At 36.2% G+C, this 1,659-nt stretch carries 3 protein-coding genes; all 3 read left to right on the forward strand.

Features of this window, described 5'->3' with window-relative positions; translation table 11 throughout:
* Positions 1–362: 362 nt before the first annotated feature.
* The 3 genes from COZ07_RS02205 to COZ07_RS02215 all read left to right on the forward strand — a co-directional run bounded on the left by COZ07_RS02205 (position 363) and on the right by COZ07_RS02215 (position 1,592).
* Positions 363–587: a type II toxin-antitoxin system HicB family antitoxin gene (locus COZ07_RS02205; RefSeq protein WP_406606963.1), complete on the forward strand. Its 225-nt coding sequence runs from the start codon at positions 363–365 to the stop codon at positions 585–587.
* Positions 587–826: a type II toxin-antitoxin system HicA family toxin gene (locus COZ07_RS02210; RefSeq protein WP_406606965.1), complete on the forward strand. Its 240-nt coding sequence runs from the start codon at positions 587–589 to the stop codon at positions 824–826. Before COZ07_RS02205 ends, COZ07_RS02210 begins: the two co-directional genes overlap by 1 nt.
* A gap of 292 nt (positions 827–1,118) precedes the next feature.
* Positions 1,119–1,592, forward strand: coding sequence for a Tfp pilus assembly protein FimT/FimU (locus tag COZ07_RS02215; protein ID WP_406606964.1), 474 nt, complete (start codon positions 1,119–1,121; stop codon positions 1,590–1,592).
* Positions 1,593–1,659 lie beyond the last annotated feature (67 nt).

Consider the following 1,659-nt stretch of genomic DNA (forward strand, 5'->3'; position numbering starts at 1 on the left):
GCTAAAGAAGTAGAGGTTACTCTTTAAAAAACTTATGTGTCATTCCTGGAGGGTAAGGAGATGAAGGTCAAAATCTTCTCAGTTCGGCTTTGTGAAGACTGGAAGCCCTTTATCGTAGACGAGCTATATAGGAAATTATAGGAGGAAAAGGGACGAAGAAATTTTTCTGCCGATGAATATTTAGAAAGGGCAATACAGTCCTTTCTTGACGATCATCCCAAAATCAGGATTAAACATGTGCAATATGCCACCACTACAATATACTTTGGAGAACCTGTAAGAGGACCGAAGTGGGAAATTGAAAAGAGTGTTGTTATTTTTTATGATGAAGAATAGCAGTAATTAAGGATGGAGGTGTCCATATGAGGCAAATTAAGATTATCGTGGAAAAACATCCCGATGGATATGTCGCTTATCCTTTGGGGCTTAAAGGGGTTATAGTTGGACAGGGGGATACTTACGAAGAGGCTCTTTCAGATGTGAAATCAGCCATTCGTTTCCATATCGAGACTTTCGGGAGAGAGATTCTCGAGGCTGAACCACCGATTCTTGAAGCATTCGTTGCTGAGGCCGGAGTTGAAGTTTGATGAAGAAATTCCCTGTTGATGCTCCAAAGCGAAAGGTGATCAAGGCATTGGAGATTCTCGGGTTCCGAGTTGTGCGCGAAAAAGAGCATATTTCCATGGTGCGCGAGAATCCAGATGGAAGCAAAACTCCTCTGACAATGCCTAACCATCCGAAAATAAAAGCTTCTACCTTAAGAACGATTAGCACTCAAGCGGGTATCTCAAGGGATGAATTCTTAGAAGCCTATAAGAGAGCATAGACATGGCAACGGCAGATAACACGGTGTTTGTGGCAAGCTTACGCTTACCCAAATTTGCTTACGCTAACTTCACAAACATCAAGAACGTTATGTGTCATTCCCATGAAACTTGCGCTTGTGAAAACGGGAAATGGGAATCCAGAAGAACCATAAAATGGATTTTATATCTCGATTCTTTTATCTGAAAACTAATAAACGATAACTGAAAACTTTATATCTAAAAACGAAAAACGATAAACGAAAAACTATTTTATATAAAAAATAATAAAAAAGAAAGATAAACAGATACAGTATGATTCACAGTAAAAATCGTAATAAAGGTTACACCCTTATTGAATTAATGGTGGTAGTAGGTATAATTGCTTTATTACTTGGTCTTTCTTTAAATGGCTTGAATAATTTGATACAATGGAATAAATTAAATGTTGCAGCAGCACTTTTAAGTTCAGAATTAAAAAATACTCAATCCATGGCATTTTACGAGGGGATATATTATAAAATAGATTTTTGGGAATCTTTAGATAGATATAGAATTTACAAGCAAAAAGAAGTATATTATGAAGTATATAAAGATATACAGTTAGAAGATATTGATCTTTTTAATACAAATTATACAGATGATAAAGTGTATTTTTATCCGAACGGAGTGCCCAGTATGGGCGGGACAGTAACTTTAAAAAATAAAAGAGGAAAAATTCTTTATGTGATTATGACACCGGTAACTGCTCGAGTAAGAGTCAGTCCAGAACCTCCCGAAAATTGGTGAAAACAGTATCGAGTATATAGTATGTAGTTAAAGAAAGAGAAGAGTGACAAAAAAATAAAGAATTTTC

The sequence above is a fragment of the Candidatus Infernicultor aquiphilus genome (assembly GCF_002784285.1).
Lineage (GTDB): Bacteria > Atribacterota > Phoenicimicrobiia > Phoenicimicrobiales > Phoenicimicrobiaceae > Infernicultor > Infernicultor aquiphilus.